The organism is Nostoc sp., from assembly GCF_036919555.1.
In the GTDB taxonomy this organism is placed as follows: domain Bacteria; phylum Cyanobacteriota; class Cyanobacteriia; order Cyanobacteriales; family Nostocaceae; genus Nostoc.
Genome location: NZ_JBALCS010000095.1, coordinates 55,459 through 72,738 on the forward strand (window position 1 = coordinate 55,459; position 17,280 = coordinate 72,738).

The 17,280-nt window shown below is 42.2% G+C and carries 13 protein-coding genes; 7 read left to right on the top strand and 6 right to left on the bottom strand.

Annotated elements, in window-relative coordinates; genetic code table 11:
- Positions 1–26: 26 nt before the first annotated feature.
- A complete protein-coding gene (locus tag V7K36_RS26395) occupies positions 27–2,459 on the bottom strand; it encodes an arylsulfatase (RefSeq protein WP_335120640.1) in 2,433 nt (810 codons plus the stop codon).
- Positions 2,460–4,197: 1,738 nt separating this feature from the next.
- On the opposite strand from V7K36_RS26395, the gene V7K36_RS26400 reads away from it, so the two are divergent.
- Complete coding sequence (locus V7K36_RS26400; RefSeq protein WP_334824374.1) at positions 4,198–4,542, top strand: DUF1815 family protein; 345 nt, start codon at positions 4,198–4,200, stop codon at positions 4,540–4,542.
- Positions 4,543–4,807: 265 nt separating this feature from the next.
- Here the strand turns inward: V7K36_RS26400 and V7K36_RS26405 are convergent, their stop codons facing one another.
- Positions 4,808–4,951, bottom strand: a complete 144-nt coding sequence (locus V7K36_RS26405; protein WP_335120641.1) for a hypothetical protein — start codon at positions 4,949–4,951, stop codon at positions 4,808–4,810.
- Positions 4,952–5,310: 359 nt separating this feature from the next.
- Between V7K36_RS26405 and V7K36_RS26410 the strand changes: the two genes are divergently transcribed.
- Complete coding sequence (locus V7K36_RS26410) at positions 5,311–5,811, top strand: acyl-CoA thioesterase (RefSeq protein WP_335120642.1); 501 nt, start codon at positions 5,311–5,313, stop codon at positions 5,809–5,811.
- A gap of 420 nt (positions 5,812–6,231) precedes the next feature.
- On the opposite strand, the gene V7K36_RS26415 is transcribed toward V7K36_RS26410, so the two are convergent.
- Together V7K36_RS26415 and dxr are read right to left on the bottom strand one after the other, a co-directional pair.
- Positions 6,232–6,429 (bottom strand): hypothetical protein, encoded by a 198-nt coding sequence (locus tag V7K36_RS26415; protein WP_334824359.1) that lies wholly within the window; start codon positions 6,427–6,429, stop codon positions 6,232–6,234.
- 429 nt (positions 6,430–6,858) lie between these two features.
- Entirely contained in the window at positions 6,859–8,055 is a 1,197-nt protein-coding gene (gene dxr / locus V7K36_RS26420) for a 1-deoxy-D-xylulose-5-phosphate reductoisomerase (RefSeq protein WP_335120644.1), read from the bottom strand.
- 515 nt (positions 8,056–8,570) lie between these two features.
- Here dxr and V7K36_RS26425 point away from each other — a divergent pair.
- Positions 8,571–9,866, top strand: a complete 1,296-nt coding sequence (locus tag V7K36_RS26425) for a hypothetical protein (protein ID WP_335120645.1) — start codon at positions 8,571–8,573, stop codon at positions 9,864–9,866.
- A 208-nt stretch (positions 9,867–10,074) separates the two neighbouring features.
- On the opposite strand, the gene V7K36_RS26430 is transcribed toward V7K36_RS26425, so the two are convergent.
- Complete coding sequence (locus tag V7K36_RS26430) at positions 10,075–10,434, bottom strand: hypothetical protein (protein WP_335120646.1); 360 nt, start codon at positions 10,432–10,434, stop codon at positions 10,075–10,077.
- 255 nt (positions 10,435–10,689) lie between these two features.
- Between V7K36_RS26430 and V7K36_RS26435 the strand changes: the two genes are divergently transcribed.
- Together V7K36_RS26435 and V7K36_RS26440 are read left to right on the top strand one after the other, a co-directional pair.
- Complete coding sequence (locus V7K36_RS26435) at positions 10,690–11,736, top strand: DMT family transporter (RefSeq protein WP_335120647.1); 1,047 nt, start codon at positions 10,690–10,692, stop codon at positions 11,734–11,736.
- Between the two features lie 137 nt (positions 11,737–11,873).
- A complete protein-coding gene (locus V7K36_RS26440; RefSeq protein WP_335120648.1) occupies positions 11,874–13,805 on the top strand; it encodes a DMT family transporter in 1,932 nt (643 codons plus the stop codon).
- A 433-nt stretch (positions 13,806–14,238) separates the two neighbouring features.
- Here the strand turns inward: V7K36_RS26440 and V7K36_RS26445 are convergent, their stop codons facing one another.
- Positions 14,239–15,798, bottom strand: coding sequence for an ArnT family glycosyltransferase (locus tag V7K36_RS26445; protein ID WP_335120714.1), 1,560 nt, complete (start codon positions 15,796–15,798; stop codon positions 14,239–14,241).
- A 64-nt stretch (positions 15,799–15,862) separates the two neighbouring features.
- Between V7K36_RS26445 and V7K36_RS26450 the strand changes: the two genes are divergently transcribed.
- Together V7K36_RS26450 and ylqF are read left to right on the top strand one after the other, a co-directional pair.
- The gene (locus V7K36_RS26450) at positions 15,863–16,273 is read left to right on the top strand and encodes a VOC family protein (protein WP_335120649.1); all 411 of its coding nucleotides are present in this window, start codon (positions 15,863–15,865) and stop codon (positions 16,271–16,273) included.
- Between the two features lie 31 nt (positions 16,274–16,304).
- On the top strand, positions 16,305–17,186 hold the full coding sequence (gene ylqF, locus V7K36_RS26455) for a ribosome biogenesis GTPase YlqF (protein WP_335120650.1): 882 nt from the start codon (positions 16,305–16,307) through the stop codon (positions 17,184–17,186).
- The last annotated feature ends 94 nt before the right edge of the window (positions 17,187–17,280 follow it).

Consider the following 17,280-nt stretch of genomic DNA (forward strand, 5'->3'; position numbering starts at 1 on the left):
AACCCGTGCGAAGTTAGCTTTTCGCCCTACTCCTCTTGGGCATCAGGTGCGGGTGAACCCGGTATGTATTTGACTTGCTCGATCGCACCAGTGTATTTAAAGACCCCATATTTTTTGTAGAGATCCCATGACACCGGACTACGGGCATCTTTACCGATGTCTAATCCTTCATAGGGAAAGCCACCAAACGTTAGCCCCAGTTTCCCTGCCGCAACTTGCTGCCCGTTGAGGGAGAGTCTTCCAGACCCCTGGCGCTTGCCCAGTGCATCGTAATTCAAATCGATGTTAAGTTGACCCGGCTCTAGCGGGACGGCGGGAAACTTAATCGACTGACCATAGTTATTGTGTTCGTAGTACAGCTTACCATCCTCAATATAGAAGATATAACCAACTTCCTGTCCACCGTGGGCCAGAATCACCCCGCGATCGCCTGCTTTATACTGAGCCTTCACCTGGATAGTATAATCGCGATCGCTCACCAAGGGCAAAATGTCTGGTTCCAGTACCAACTCACCTGTATGGAATGTCTTCGGTTTCACTTTCTCCTTAATATAAGGCGGCACTCCTCCATGTTCCGGGGATTCTAACAGGGGATAAACTTGATACTTGAATGCTGCTGCATCAAAGGCTGCTGCCAGTTTTTTGACTTTCTCTGGATACTGGTTGGCCACATTGTTGCTTTCGGAGTAATCTTTGTTGAGATTGTACAACTGCCACTCGGAGTCACTAAATGGTTTCCCGGTCTGATGATCGGTGACAGCATACCAACCATCTTTGTAATACCCTCGATTGCCTGAATTCTCATAGTATTGTTCAGTTCTTTGAGAAGGCGTATTGGCATTATTCAAGAGATAGGCAAAGCTGATACCTTCGAGAGGTTTCGTGGGTTTGCCATTAAACCTGTCAGGATGCTTGATGCCCGTCAATTCTAGGAGGGTAGGTGTAATGTCTGTGATGTGCGTAAATTGTGTCCGTGTAGCACCCAAATCTTTGATTTTTGCTGGATAGGAAACAATCAATGGATTCCGTCTACCGCCCCCAAGGGTAAAGAACTTGTACAGCTTCAGGGGTGTATTAGAAACGGTTGCCCAGCCAATAGGATAGTGAGGCGCAGTCTGAGGACTACCAATCAACTCGAACCGACTGATATCTAGGGCTTTATCGTCTGGTAAACCGGAGTAATGTCGGGCTACATTCGTCGTACCATTTGCCCCACCTTCTCCAGAACCCCCATTATCAGAAGCAACAATGATAATTGTGTTGTTGAGTTGCCCGGTGGACTCTAGATACTGATAGAGTTTGCCAAAGTTTTGATCCAGGTTATCAACGAAGGCTGCATAGGCTTCTTGGTAACGGGCAAATAGCTTTTTATCCTCAGCCGATAGTGTATTCCAAGCTTTAACGCCTGGATTTGGGGGTGGTAGTTGAGTGTCGGCAGGAATTAGCTTTGATGCAAGTTGCTTCTGGTACCGTTGTTGGCGTAGTACGTCCCAGCCGACATCATACTTGCCCTTGTATTTGGCAAGGTCTGCTGGATGAATATTAAACGGTGAGTGAACAGCATTGTTGGCAAAATACAAGAAAAATGGCTTCTCTGGAGATTTAGTTTTTGCTTGTTTGAGCAATGCGATCGCTTTTTCTGTCCAGTAATCGGTGGTGAGGAAATTCTCAGGATAGCGATCGACTGAAATCGGCGTATTGTCTTCGTAGAGAATATGGGGTTTCTGGGGATGTTCCAATCCATCTAAGAACCCAAAGAAATGTTCAAACCCCCGTTGTAACGGCCAGGAATTTAATGAAGCGGTGGCCGTGCGATCGTAAGTTTGAGTCAAATGCCACTTACCTGTCAGCAGGGTAGAATAGCCATTGCTATGTAAAATTTCTGCCAGAGTCACAACATTGCTCTGAATTTCACCCGCATAACCAGGAAAACCAGGGTTTCCCTCAGCAACCCAACCGACACCCGCAGAGTGGGCATTTAATCCGGTCAATAAAGATGCTCTTGTGGGAGAACAAAGCTGATGCGTTGTGAAGTTATTAAACCGCAGTCCGTTAGCTGCTAATTTATCAATATTTGGTGTACTGATTTCTGAACCGTAGGGGCCTAAATCCGAAAACCCCAGATCGTCAATTAGGAAAACAACAATGTTGGGGGCCCCTTTTGGTGCTGCGGTGGTGCGGGATGAAGCCAGAGATTTGTCGCCTAAAACTGATGGAGGCTGTGGAGTCCACCAGGGCGTTGATTCTGCCAAAGTTCTGCCGATTTTGCCTTGAAATCCAGCGTAGGCTTGCTCCCTTGCATTGCCTGCTTTCTGAGCAGGGTTCTGAGCTAAACTGCTGGCGATCGTTGTGCCAGTAACCAGCAAGATGCTAAACACAACCAATGTTAACCAAGCAGTTGGTGAAACAAGTTTTTGCTTGACTTTTTGAATGAATGATGGATTTCGTTTTCTGTTCAACAAACCTGCCTCCTTACAAGCAATAGTACTTAAGCCAGCACAAGTGATGTGCTGGATCAAAAATTAATACAAACAAATGCGGATATTATACTCTATCTCTACCGAATTATCGTAGTATTAAGTTAAGTCAAAGCACGATACCCGATTTAGTCCTCTGTAAGGGTACTTCCAACCGCGTCAAGCGAATATTGAGTTTACGCGTAGGCGTAGCCCGTCGCAGACATCGCTACATCACTCAAACGACTAATACCAAGTCCGGTTAATTAGTTATGATTCTCACAGTCATTACACCCCACACGCCAGATGCTCCTACTTGGGGAGACCCCTCTGAGCGCTGGCTCCCCTTAATCCCCTCTCGAAGAGCGGGGAACTCGGGGTCCCCTCTGGGGATTAGGGGCAGGGAGAGAAAGCGTAGCTTCGGCGGGGTGGGGTTCTTCGGGTTTAATAAGTAATCAAGCAGACATGATATAAAGACCTATTGGTAAAAGCTTTGCAGAAATTTTAACTTCTGACCGATATGGTGCTTACAATTGGGTTGGCTCTGAGAGTTTTAAAGTGGTAAATTCTTATTAGATATAGGACTTACGCAAAACTACACGCCCTCTGGGGCAATTCATGTAGACGCAAAGCGGCTGACCGCAGAGTATTGCCCCCTACCTGAAAATCAGGGTTTTGGCTATTGTTTACGTAAGTCTTAAGATAATCGAAATATAATATACGTGCATTTTATTTGGCAAAACCAAACTAAGATAAGGATCTTTCCAAATTTCTGTGCTTTGGTTTGTACAACTTTTTTAGAGTAACCCTATTGGTGACAACTTAAGACATAATTACTTTTGTCAATGCGTAAGTCCTATTATCCTTGAACAGTAGTGGAAAATAAGGTATTAAATTCACTTCCGTACTGACTTTTCAGCACAAAAACATCATCATGGGTTTAAAGGCTAGCGATCGCCGATCTAAAAATTATGTTTTTTACCCCAGATTTGGGCTATATTTTAAGTATGATTGCTTATTGACAAATGAACCGAAACTTTAAGTTGTCACCAATGGAGTAACCCCTAAATATCTGAAAATATTGCCTAAATGGCAACATTGCTCTCCTGAGTTTAGGTATTGTCAGTGTTAGGTTTATCGATTGTGGATTCTACACTCAGACTTGTCCATTAATTACGTAAGTTCTGTATAAAAAGCTAAAAATAACCTACTTTATGACTGGATCTCAAATTTGCACTCTCATCTGCTCAACTTTATATATACAGGAGGAAGGGATTTGGTATACCTAATCATTTGTCTATAGCAAAACCTACGTTAGAAAGAGAACAGATCAAACATCTAAAAAAGACACTATAACGATGCAAAACTACGTTATGACCTCTACTAGCAGTGAATTTGGCTGCACATGGTCAAGAAAAACATAGTATGTAGCTTTTCTGTAGTTGACTAGTGGGAGATTTAAGTTACTCTTAAAGCGGATCGCTTCCTCTAAGAATCTACCCTGACAGAAGTGTATAAAGATATAGTTAAATTTAGCAATTCTGTCCGAGATTTTGAATTTGCAAACTGAATAGTTTGATACGGCGCTCAAAAGCCTGATCCACTACCCTAAACAAGGTAGTCAATTACATGACTCAATATCATCTGTCTGCTAATTGTAATGAATAGTTTACAATACAGTGGATGAGAAAATCTAAAGAAAATATAAAAGAGACTCAACTGTGGTGTCTGGAGGACAAAAGTGTTTCTGAGACTAGCACATCAACATCGACAATTCGTTCAAGACTTGGTAATGAACCTGCAAGCCTTGGCGGTTGTACTAGAGCGACGCGGGTATCTTGCATCCTGCTACACCTGTGGCGACCAAATGAATAGTGCATCGTTTATGGTTAGCTTGGGTGATAACCACCTGATTCGGTTTTTAGTGTCCGATTACGGGATTACTTGGACGGAAATGCGGGATGACCGCGAATTAATGAAGCTAGAAGGTGCGGAGGCAATCAGCCAACTAGACGAACTGGCTAGTCTTGTCAAGCAATCTATGCAAACTGATACAGGCTCTAAAACTCTTGCCAAGAAGTATTAAGGTTCCAAAGGTCGATGGCAAATTAGAAATTCCATATTTCTTTGTCTAACATCTGGTTACGCAGATCGTCAGATTAGATATGGAAGTAAAGCAGCCGTCGGTGTTAGGGATGCTCAAAATGTCTATGGAGATGAGGTAAGACCTGGGAATTTTTAGGTGCTTGTCGATGAGGTAGGAATCGCGTGACTTGTAGTGATGCGAGGTTCAATATCGGTAATTGATAATGATGGCTTAGTTAGCGATCGCTCTTACCTATTTGATTATTTTAAGTGATTGGCTCGTGGATAGCCCATCGCAGATTTTTTGTATCTGCCAAAACCTCACGAGCCGAATTTTGAGCTTTTAGCCGGAAGGTGTTAAAACATAGCAAAATCAAAGTTTGGGTAGTTAGACGCTGCTGTTTTCCCAAAATTTCATCAAAATGCGATCGCAGTTTTCGTTAATTATGTCTAGAATTTTTGGAGTAGCGATCGCCATTACCAAATCTTCTAATTTAGACGTTAGCCACAAGAAAAGAAAAAGTCATCCTCTGACAGAGGTGGGAATAATCAACACCTAAAGACAATTATATAATCATCCATTTGGGGTACAGTGATTCTGGGGTAGCTAAAGCTGTCGCCAGATTCTTTCTAGAGGTCCTTTTCTCCCCAAGCGCTAATCCCGGTGTGTCCCACCGTACTTAGATATGCCCCTAAAATATTCAGCGCTGCGTTATCGCCCCTGCTATTGAATGATTTGGAAAATTTATCGGTGCTGAGGAAATTGAAGATGTCAGAAGAAAAACCCAGCCAACCAAAACTACCACTAACCAGCGCCCTTGACAATCCATCAAGTCATGAATTTGGGAATTGGTTTGAATATCCTGTCAGAGTGCAACCCCACCACACTGACTATGCCACTAATGTGTGGCACGGTTCCTATCTAGCTTGGATGGAAGAAGCACGGATTGAATGTTTACGATCTATAGGGATTGAATTTGCTGATTTAGTCGCTATAGGTTGCGATTTACTAGTTGTAGAACTGTCTGTGCGCTATCACCGGTCAATTCAATTGGGTATGGCAGTGGTGGTAAAAACGCGTATGGCTGAGGTGACTGGCGTCCGAATCAATTGGGATTATGCCATTGTCTCAACTGATGGACAACAATTATACGTCACTGCCAAGGTGACATTAGTAGCTTTAGATCGCGAAAGAGGCAAGATTATGCGTCAGTTACCGGCGAGTGTTAAGGATGCATTAGCCAAGATTTCAGCATTCAATAATAATTAACTAAGAAAGGTTGTAAGTAAGTGAGCAAGATTAACAATTCAAAATGACGCTCGCGGACTCGCTAACGCGACGCTAACAAAATTCAAACATTTTAGACAATTTCAGACTCTTATTTAAACCCCGATGGTTCCTTCCCTGTCGTTCGCGTAGCGCGTGGTCTATTTACCTGAAAATAGCTGTAAAAATTTTGTCATTTCATATTTTATATCATGTTCGGATAATTAGTTATGATTCCCACAGTCATTGCACCCCACCCCCAGCCCCTAAGAGCCGGCTCTTAACTCGGTGTCCCCTCTGGGGATTAGGGGCAGGGAGACAAAGTGTAGCTTTGGCGGGGTGGGGTTCTTGGGGTTTTATAAGTAATCAAGCGGACATGATATTATACTTCACCTTTGATTAGCAAAAGTGAAGTATAGATTTTTACTTGCTACTTTGGATCTGTGACAGATTTTGAGCAAACTGCGTTAGGTAATGCCAAATATCTTGTGGAGTAATGCCAAAACCAATATTTAATAAAACAAGTATTGCGGCAATAGTCAATGCACTACTCAAAGTTGCTTTCAACAACTTCCACAATATTATGAAGACTATCCAAGCTACAATCAGCGTAGCAATCATATATATTAATTCCTTAATAATTGCCCTTGTCTGAGAGTGGGTTTATTCAGAAAGGGTAAGTTTTTGTTTTGCTAACAATCACTGGTATAAAAGATGCTAAACCCAATTTTTAATATCCGTTAGAATGGGGCTTTTTGTGATAATTAGCTTGGGGATATTCTAGCTAAAAATAAGATAATTATTTATTTAATATGCCGCTTTTTTGCAAAATTTTTGTAAAGATTTTTAATTTTTATTGGTAGATAAATTATAGATATACATAAAATTGATGGCTGATCAGGAAGCCACTGACTATCTTCAATAGAGTTTAATTGTAGTTTGGCGAGTACGTCTTTGCCATCAGGTGAAATGATTTCCATATTAGTTGGATTAGAGGCTGGGGACTAGGCATCAATTTCTAATCCCCAGATCAATCCGAACTGAAGGTTTTTATCGCAGAGAAATTATCCGCGAGTCAGTTTCTAACTTTTCAGTCGCTGTTAAAACTTCTTGTCTTGCCCATTTATCTGCTGCCAAAATGTCATCTAAAGAGGGATTAGCACGGTTATCATTTTGATGGCGATCGCACACCGATTCGATACACCGGGGAATATCTAAAAACCGAATTTTTTCTGCTAAAAATAAAGCCACAGCTTGCTCATTGGCGGCATTCAACACAGCTGGCATCGAACCACCAGCTTTACCCACAGCATAAGCCAACTGCATACAAGGATACTTTTGGTGATCTGGTTCGCGGAAGGTTAAATTTCCAGCTTTGACTAAATCTAGTCGTTCCCAGTTGGTATAGATGCGATCGGGCCAAGATAGAGCATACAGCAAGGGTAAGCGCATATCCGGCCAACCGAGTTGGGCTAAAACTGAAGTATCTTGCAGTTCAATCAGCGAGTGAATAATGCTCTGGGGATGAATGACAATTTCGATATCGTCATAATCCAATCCAAACAAAAAGTGAGCCTCTATTACTTCCAGTCCTTTATTCATCAAAGTAGCAGAATCTACAGTGATTTTACGCCCCATCGACCAATTAGGATGCTTCAGGGCGTCAGCAACGGTGACATCTGCTAACTTTTCTACATCCCAGTCCCGGAAAGCCCCACCAGATGCAGTGAGTAAAATTTTCCGTAAGCCTCCTTTTGGCACACCTTGCAGGCATTGAAATATTGCGGAATGTTCGGAATCGGCTGGGAGTAATTTGACACCATGTTTTTCGACTAAGGGTAGAACCACAGCTGCCCCAGCAATCAGGGTTTCTTTGTTCGCTAAGGCAATATCTTTACCAGCTTCAATAGCTGCGATCGTGGGTAGCAAACCAGCACAACCAACGATCCCAGTGACAACGGTTTGGGCATCGCCGTAGCGAGCGACTTCTATCACTCCGGCGTCACCTGCCAGTAGAATCGGTTGGGGATCTAAGTCTTTGATCGCTTCTTTGAGTGCTGGTAATTTCTCTTCTGAGCAAATTGCTGCTATTTTCGGTCGAAACTGCCGAATTTGAGCAGCGAACATTTCAACATTGCTCCCAGCTGCCAATCCCACAATCCGAAACTGATCTGGGTACTGAGTAACAATATCTAAAGTTTGAGTACCAATAGAACCAGTGGAACCAACGAGAGTAATCGCTTTCACAATTGCTTAAGGATTTACAGACAACTCCCACTATAAATTGCTTGGGACTCTTTAATAACAGCAATCACCATAATCGATACATTGATGACGAGGAGGAGAGACGCGGTGAGCAGTCCGTTGTTCGCGCAGCGTCTTTGACAGGAGAAGGAACTGCGAACCCTGAGGGAAAAAGCAAAGTCTCCCCGTGTGTCTATATTCTCTTGTCCTCGTCCCTGCGCCAGCCCCAATCTGTTAATTTCAACTCGATAGACTGCTAGCTATAAAGTACTAAAGTTGCTTAATTTTCATATAACTAGACAAAAATTGTATTTATAAATACTATCTTTTTAAAGATAAATTCTGAGAAAATTGGCAAAAGTAACCAAATAGGAAATAATTTTAATTAATTGCTAATCTGTCCAGTTTGTCAATTATGTAGATGGAGGATTTAATATGCAAAATATTACTCATAAATTGCTGTGTTGCAGCCATAGGTGAAAGGATGCATAAAGGAGTTTTTTGAAGCAGTCAACCTTATGGCCAAAGTTCAGATAGTTATAAAAAAAGTTTTATGGAAAAATGATTTCCTGTTTCCAGCAGCAATATGGCTTGCCAGCCGAATATTCATCTGGACAGCTATGTTGCTGGTTGCGCCAAAACTACCGTTACCAGCAGAAGAATTTTTGCCCCCTTTTGGCTGGGGGGTTTTTGATGCATGGGATAGTATACATTACCGAGCGATCGCTACTTCGGGATATGAATTTGTGAATGATGGCAAGCAACATAATCTGGCCTTCTTTCCCTTGTTTCCCTTAAGCATCTGGGTTTTGATGAAGTTGGGCTTACCGTTTGAATTAGCAGGTACGTTGGTAAACAACTTGGGATTTTTTGCCGCGCTTTACTGTTTGTACTTTTGGATCAAAGAGCATTATGGCATTAGTACAGCGCATTGGGTGACTGCTGTAGTTTCCTGGTATCCATCTTCTATGTTTACAGGGGTGGTTTACACAGAAGGGCTGTATTTGTTTTTGAGTACGGCGACTTTGCGGGCGTTTGATCAAAAGCAGTATGGCTGGACTGCCCTTTGGGGTGCGATGGCGACAGCAACACGTCCTACAGGTATGGCACTAATTCCAGCATTAGCGATCGCAGCGTGGAAAGAACGCCGACCACCCATTGCCTATATAGCTGGTTTTACTACCGCTATTGGCATACTTCTATTCAGTTTGTATTGTGCGATTTATTTTGGCGACCCTTTAGCTTTTATCGAAGCACAACGGGGATGGCGACCAACTCTGGGATTTGATTGGCAGGGTTGGTTAAATATGCTCATGCAAATTGCAGTTGGTAGGAAAAATTGGCAATATGGTTGGGTTCAAAACTCCTCTGGCGGGATTCAAGACCCCTGGTATCTCTTGTTGTTTGGTGCGATCGTTGCCAGTGGCTATCTTTTATGGCGTTTTAGTTCTGCGAAATTAGTCTATGGCTTTTATGCGTTAGTCTTATTTTTGTTGATTCTGGCGAGCGAACAGTGGATCAATAACTTGCTCAACTTGTTCATGGTCTTGGGTGGTGGCTATGTGTTGTGGCGCTTACACACGCAACTCACCCCAGTTACAGTTATTTATGGCTTTTGTGGTATTGGTTTGCTCCTAGCCTCTGGAGGCACCATCTCCTTAAGCCGTCTCGCCTATGGTATTGTGCCTTTGAATGTAGCCATTGGTTTGCTGCTATCTCGCCATCCTCGTCAAGGATATTTAATATTAGGCGCTTTTGTGATATTACTAGCCAAAATAGCTGTAGGATTTGCCCAAGAGCACTGGGTTGGTTAGAGGGTTTGATCCATATATTTAACGTGAGTTCGACAAACCTCACCCCCAACCCCTCTCCTTATTAAGGAGAGGGGGGATAAAGAATAAGCTTTATTGGGGTGAGGTTAAGCTGTACCTCAGTTGCTTAAGGATTCGCTATAGCAATTGTATTCAGATACCAGTTCTGAAATTTTCAGCGCCCAACTTGAACATCTTCATGATTGCTAAGTTACTTCACTTCACTGGGTTCAAACTTAGCCACCTTACCTTTCTTAACGGCGACAATTACATCATAGGTTGAACAGTAAGAGAATGTGACATTATTGGCTTTGTTGTAAAGGTTAACTACATGACCTGCTCCACCTGGCTGGATACCGATTGGCTCCAAATCCCCAAAAAAGAAACGACGTAGCTGATCGCCACTACCAATTTGACCCTTACTTTTAGTGAGTAATGCTATTTTCTGATTTACAGACAATTCTTGAGCTGATGCCTGAACTAATGCCGGATTGATTATTTTCAATGGTGCTTCCCAAACCGTTAAAAAACCAGTAAAGGCAAGAGTTGCGATTAAGGGGGCGAGTTTCATTTGTGGCTCCTAGTATTTAAGTATCTCGAACACCCAAACTATCTCACTTGGCACTGAGAACTTATTGAAACTAAGCCATAATTTTCATGAATTTATTCTTTGATAAAATTTAGTTAATTCTCAGCATTTTCTCAGCAAATTATGGTATATCAAAGTCGCACGATAATTTCAGCCTTCTCTCAGCGAAACCTCATTTTTAACTGAATAAGAGCAACTTAGAATAATGAGTAATACCTTCATTGTAGTGGTGTTATTGTGACTAGACCCAAAAGGCCACATCGCCCAATTTACAGAATTTCTGGACAAACATATCTCTGGCTAGCAATCCTCATTTTCGGAGCCTCTAGTGCAGTTACTCGCAAGCTCACAGAAATTGGTGCCCAACACTTTATCGGTGGTCGTAATCCGATTTCTTTGTGTAATGTTTTATTTGTGGGAAACCTTTGTGCCTTGATGCTTTTGATCCTAATCTATGGACGACAGTGGAACAAAGCTACTTTGAAACAAATATCAAGAAAGGATTGGGTTAGTCTAACAGCAGTAGCGATCTTATCAGGAGCGCTAGCCCCTGGCTTAATTTTCCAAGCACTGGCACTCACAGGGGTGAATAATGTTATTTTAGTGGGACGCTTGGAACTACCTCTAACTCTGGCTTTATCAGTTTGGTTGTTAAAAGAACGAGTAAGTATTTGGGAGTTTATCGGGGCAGTTGTCGCTTTTGTTGGCGTTACCCTAACTATTGTCCTTCAGCCTTCAAGCCAAGCGATGATGAATATGGGAGGTTTACAAGTGGGCTTAGGGGAACTTCTGGTAGCAGTAGGATCTCTGGCTGTAGCTGTTTCCACAATTATTGGCAAAAAATATCTCTCCCAGATCCCTTTAGGGATTTACAGTATCTTTCGTACTACCTTGGGAACCGTAATCTTTTTCTTTTTGGCTTTAGCACTTTATGGTAGTGACCATTTTGCTGATGTACTTTCACCGTTTCTGTGGCGGTGGATGTTCCTTTATGGTGGGTTGATTGTGGTGGTAGGTCAGTCATTCTGGATTAAAGGCTTGAGAACTTCCACTGTATCTACGGCTTCCTTAGTTGGCTCGTTTACTCCAATTGCGGGTATTATCGCAGCTTATTTAATTTTGGATGAAGCTCCCACTTTACCTCAATATATCGGCGGCAGCGTTATTTTAGTTGGCCTCTTTTTGAGTCAACTTGGCAAAATGCAACAAACTTCTGGCAGAGTCGCGTTTTCTACTCAAGCAGAACAAGAGGTAGACAATGGGATGGGATTTAAGGGGATTTGAAAGCACTCAATTTTTCAATGAGATTGGGCAACCATCCCGGATTATCATTATTTTTTAAGCGTGAACTCTTGATTTTTGTTGAGTAATTTATTCTTTGGAAGTCCCTTATTGGTAAGTAGTTGAATTTAAATTTCCTAATGAATGTATCCAATCAAACGAAGATAGCCCTTGCTTTATTATTTCTAGGTGTAAGTGCCATATCTTTTGGATCTATTTTCGTGAGATTGAGCGAAACTGAACTCAGCCCCAATGCCACTGTATTTAATCGCCTTTGGGTTGGTAGTGTGGTCTTTTTGCTCTGGTATGGATACAAGGCGATATGTCAACGACTTTCCTTAGAGAAACCTGTAGAACAGCAGCCCTACACCAGTCAGGATCTCTGGCTATTGCTTGGTGGCGGTATTTTTTGGGCTGCTACTTTAGTCTTGTTGGCTTGGTCGCTGACTGAGACTAGCGTCGCGATCTCTAGTGTCTTACATAATCTTGCCCCCATATCTACTAGCTTAGGAGTGTGGCTATTATTTCGTCAGGGTTTTGAGAAGCAATTCCTGATTGGGATGGCGATCGCACTTGGGGGAGTGATCGCCATTGAATTTGAGGAACTGCAAATCGCCACAGATGAAGTTCAAGGAAGCTTGGCTGCCATCGCTTCGGCGATTTTCTTGAGTGCATACCTGCTGATCGTAGAAAAATTACGAACCAAATTTTCTCCGGCCACAATCCAGTTGTGGATCTGTGCGATCGCGGCTCTAGTCATCTTCCCCATACTTTTGTTCACTCAAGATCAGGTTTTCCCTTCTACAGTCAGTGGGTGGCTTTGGGTCATTTCCCTAGCCCTGATCTGCCAAGTTTTAGGTCATGGGCTTTTGACCTATAGCCTGGCCACATTTTCCTCTGTAGTTGTCTCCTTGGTGCATCTGTTAGAGCCAGTATTTAGCTGCATTTTTGCTCTTGTAATATTTTCGGAAAAATTAACTTTCTCGAATTGGATAGGTTTCACTGTAGTTTTAATGGGTTTATACTTAGCCGTATTTAGCCAAGCTCGTGTTAATTACCCGTTTCAGGAATCAGTCAAAAGTATAGTTAACACTTTCGTTAAAAGTATGACGATCAAACTGTCATTACTAAAGCAACAATTCTCCGAAACACAAGCTGTCCTGGGAACTGTCTCATTATTTTTTGCCCTAATTCCTCTATCTTTGGCACCATCTCTTACCAAATTGTCCGAACAAGAAATTGGTGCAAATGCCATCGGATTTCATCGCAGTTGGATCGCCGCAGTCGTCTTTGGACTCTGGAATGGACTTGAGGCTTTGCGCCGCCAACAATCTGATCATCAACCTATAGAAGAGAAGCCTTTTACAAAACAGGAGGTGTGGCTATTGTTGGCAATGGGAATTGCTTCAACGACTTCTCTGCTGTTGTGGGCTTGGTCGCTGAGTCAAACTAGCGTTGCTAACGTGGCTTTGCTGTCTAATTTGAATCCTTTATTTGTTGCTGCGGCTGGGTATCTGTTATTTGGTCAGCGCTTCGATAACAGATTTCTTATTGGTCTGGTTATGGCGCTTTTAGGTGCGATCGCCTTTGAACTTCATAAGATGCAATTTGCGAGTCACCAAATACTTGGTGATGCGCTAGCATTTATCAGCGCAATTTTTATCGCCACGTATCTGCTGCTGATCGAACGACTGCAAACCCGATTTACTACCGCAACCATAATGCTCTGGCGCTGTGGAGTGACTACAATATTTCTGTTGCCCATCCTCCCATTCATTGAAGAGAGATTGTTTCCCTATTCTGGGATGGGGTGGTTTTTCATCATTTTTCAAGCTCTCTTCTGCCAAGTCTTGGGTCAGGGACTTATAACTTATAGCCTCAGCAGACTCTCGTCAGGCGTTGTCGCCGTTACCCTTCTCCTAAATCCAGTCTTGTCCTCGATTTTTGCTTGGTTCATTTTTTCAGAACAAGTAAGTTTATTTGACTGGTTGACTTTTGCCGTAGTTTTAGTGGGTATCTATCTAGCCCAATCTAGTCAATCCACTGTTCAAGTCACCAACGAAGGATCATAAGCTGTTCAGGGCTATTTCATTCTCATCTAGCCCGCCTCAGAATGAATTCTGAGTCTAATAGCGAAAGTCGTCTTTAGACGACTGAGACAAGGTTATAGTCCAATACGCTTGGGTTAAGGATAATTGTAGGTTGGGTTGAACGTAGTGAAACCCAACAAAGTACCGAAAATGTTGGGTTTCGTCCCTCAACCCAACCTACGCTGGTTTTGGTTTTTGACTTTAACCCAAGCGTATTGGGTTATAGTCCGTTTTAACGGACTTTAGCTATAAGCCCGGAACTTTAGTTCTGGGCGGTTTATGTTTAGAACGAAATAGCCCTGTAAGCTGTTCCATATTTAACTTGCATAATTAGGGCGCTCATGTTGCCCACCCCACAAGAATTATGTTTAATTCGGTTATGCAATTAGATATTTTTTAACTTATTTTGCGACTTTTAAAATATCCTCTTAACTTCTGGTGAAATAAGTGTAAATCCTTTCGCTGTTCCGATAATTTTACTACCAGTCAAATTGATTTGCTGTAAAGCCACATTATCTAATAGTAAATAAGATTTATTAGATAACATTTGTTGTAAAAGTGGCACAGTTGCGGTAGTTACCTTGCAATCGCTGTAAAAGTCTAAACTAGGACGCCCATAAGCAAAAGAAGTATAAATTTGGGTTCCTGGTGAAACATTTGCCCGAATTAAGTCCGCTACTGGTTTAACTGGGAAAGCTTCCTTTAATTCCCAAATCCATGATTGCGAACTCATCAACAGTGCTAAAACTAAATACATGCCAGAAAATAACACTGGAATAAACTTGCGATCGCGTTGTTTAATTAGCCATGCTGCGGTGGCCATACTTATTGCCAAAACAATGCTCATGACTATTAAAATAGGCTCTTTATTTGCGATAATAAAGTAAACACAACCTCCGAAACCAGCAAGAGAAATAATAGCCAGAAATATTGTCCAAATTCGCACCCTAAAATCACCGTACTGCCAAATTTCGCTAAGTTTAGCACCAATTGCCAAAGCTAAAAATGGATATACAGGCATAACATACCACGGGAGTTTTGTTCTCATTAAAGAGATAGTTCCTAAATAAACAATTGTGCCAATAATAATTAGGCGACTCCAGGTAGTCTGACGTTTTTTCCAAGCTAGATAAAAACCTCCCGGTAAAAATAATAGCCAAGGGAAACTATACTTAATTAACTCAATTAAATAGTACCAAGGAGGACCACTATGACCTTCAACAGATTGTGCAAGGCGATTAAAGGTTTGTGCTTGAAAATTCACTTGCAAGAAATTTTCGCCATAATGTTGCCATTGAGCAGCAAACCAAGCGATCGCAGGTGCATTTCCTAAAAACATTCCCACTAATAAATAGGGGCTTGTTAACAAAGCAAACTGCCGATCTGCAATCAGGAATAAACAAGCGATCCCCCCTAGCGGCAAAACTATCATCCCTTTAGTTAGAGTGATTAACCCTAGACAAAATCCCACACCTAGAGCATACCGACGATTCTGATGTGCTTTTAGTAAACAAAACAACAACAGCAAGAAAAAGGTAATAGTTGTACCATCTAGCATTGCTAGGCGTCCGTGACGCAGCACGGGCAACATCGTCAAATAAACTAAAGCGGCAAACAGAGCTGGTAAACTTTGGTTAAAAAGCAAACATCCCACCAAGTAAAGCAAAGGCACTCCCAAGGCAGTTAATACTGCACCTGCTAAACGTGTTGTCCACTCATTCACACCTCCGATGGAGTAAGTCCAAGCAATTAGCAAGTGCATCAAGGGTGGCTTATTATAATAAGGTTCACCTCCCAAAGTGGGATAAAGCCAACGCATTGAACCAAGTGGGGCACGCCAAATTTCACGGGCAACCTGTGCCACAGTACCCTCATCCCAATCTCGTAAAGGGGAGTTTCCCAAAAATATTAGCCATAGAACTAGAGATATTACCAGTAGGCTAAATAACCATTCTTTCTCTCGGAATAGACGCATATCTAAAATCGGGATAATCATCTCAAAAACTGTAAGTTAAAAGTTCAAACAGCGATAGGTAAATATGGTTTTTCAGTACACTAACGCATTTGTCACCATAGCATCAGTTAATTGTGAGAAGTTAGTGAATTTCTATACTAAATTGCTGGAGCAAAAGCCAGTTGTTTTAATTCCGAATGTCTATGCTGAGTTTAATTTGATTAGTATGCGATTAGGTATTTTTAAACCAAAGAACACAAACGAATCGGAATTTGAAGCGATATCTAACGACAAGCCGCTTTGCGTCTACTCCAAAAGTAAGATAAGTTTGTGTTTAGAGGTGAGTAACTTGGAAGATGCGATCGCTCACCTAAGGGCTTTGGGCTATCCCCCGCCAGGAAACATTTCCATCGCTTCCCACGGCAGAGAAATTTACGCCTATGACCCTGATGGCAATCGTCTGATTTTACATCAAGCCATAGTGAATGATAATTGATAAGTGATAAGAATTTATTTGGTAATTGACTATGGCCATAACTCAAAATTATAGATTAAACCTGATTCAATGGTATCCAGGTCACATTGCGAAAGCTGAAAAGAAGCTCAAAGAACAGCTGAAGCGCGTAGATGTGGTTTTTGAGGTAAGAGATGCCCGGATTCCCTTAGCGACTCACCATCCCCAAATAGGGGAGTGGGTAGAGGGTAAGGCACGGGTGTTGATACTTAACCGAGTAGATATGATTACGCCGCAAATGCGATCGCTGTGGATAGATTGGTTTAAACGTCAGGGAGAAGTCCCTTATTTTACCAACGCTCAACATGGTAAAGGTATAGCAGAAGTGGCGCGGGCAGCGCAAGCCGCCGGGGTAGAACTCAATCAAAGAAGAAGCGATCGGGGGATGTTACCCCGTCCAGTGCGGGCTGTGGTGATTGGTTTTCCCAATGTCGGTAAATCAGCTTTGATTAACCGCCTTTTGGGACGGCGAGTAGTGGAAAGTGCAGCCCGTCCTGGGGTAACTCGCCAACTACGCTGGGTACGAATTTCCGAACATTTGGAATTGCTAGATGCTCCTGGTGTCATCCCGATAAGATTGGAAGACCAAGACGCAGCATTGAAATTAGCTATTTGTGATGATATCGGCGAAGCATCGTACGATAATCAGCTAGTAGCAGCAGCCCTAGTGGATTTATTCAACTATTTGGAAGCTGTAACTACAGATTTATTACCGAAAAAACCATTACAGTCCCGCTACCAACTCGATTCGATATCCGACACTGGAGATACCTATTTACACGCCTTAGCAGAGCATCGTTACAAAGGTGATATAGAACGAGCGGCAAGGCAACTTTTAACAGATTTTCGCAAGGGTTTGTTAGGTGAAATGAGTTTGGAATTACCACCCAATTAGCGCTCTTTTATTACTCTGAAAAAATAAAATATTTGTTGGTTGGGTTGAACAAAGTCAAACCCAACCTATCCTAGATTTATAAAAACTAATTAGG